1 protein-coding gene is annotated in these 339 nt (G+C 39.2%); it reads left to right on the forward strand.

What is annotated here, in order from left to right; translation table 11 throughout:
* Positions 1-339: TIGR00730 family Rossman fold protein (locus tag AOA61_RS00515; RefSeq protein ID WP_099600888.1), on the forward strand; the 339-nt coding region annotated here is incomplete at both ends.

Consider the following 339-nt stretch of genomic DNA (forward strand, 5'->3'; position numbering starts at 1 on the left):
TTATGGAGGTGGGAACTCCGGTTTAATGGGAGCATTGTCTAGTTCTGCTCTTAAAGCTGGGGGAAACGTTACTGGTATCATTCCTAAAAAAATTCATGAACAAGTGGAACATATCGAATTAAGTGAACTACATATTGTAGATACAATGCATGATCGCAAAAATATGATGTACAGCTTGGCAGATGCTTTTATTGCCTTACCCGGTGGGATTGGTACAATTGAAGAATTAGCAGAAATTTTCACATGGCAGCAAATAGGGTATCATCAAAAGCCTGTTGCCGTCTGGAATATCAATCAATTCTATAACCCTTTCCGAGATATGATGCTGCATATGGTGAG

Origin of the sequence: Pseudomonas sp. 2995-1 (genome assembly GCF_002742505.1) — a bacterium.
Lineage (GTDB): Bacteria > Pseudomonadota > Gammaproteobacteria > Pseudomonadales > Pseudomonadaceae > Aquipseudomonas > Aquipseudomonas sivasensis.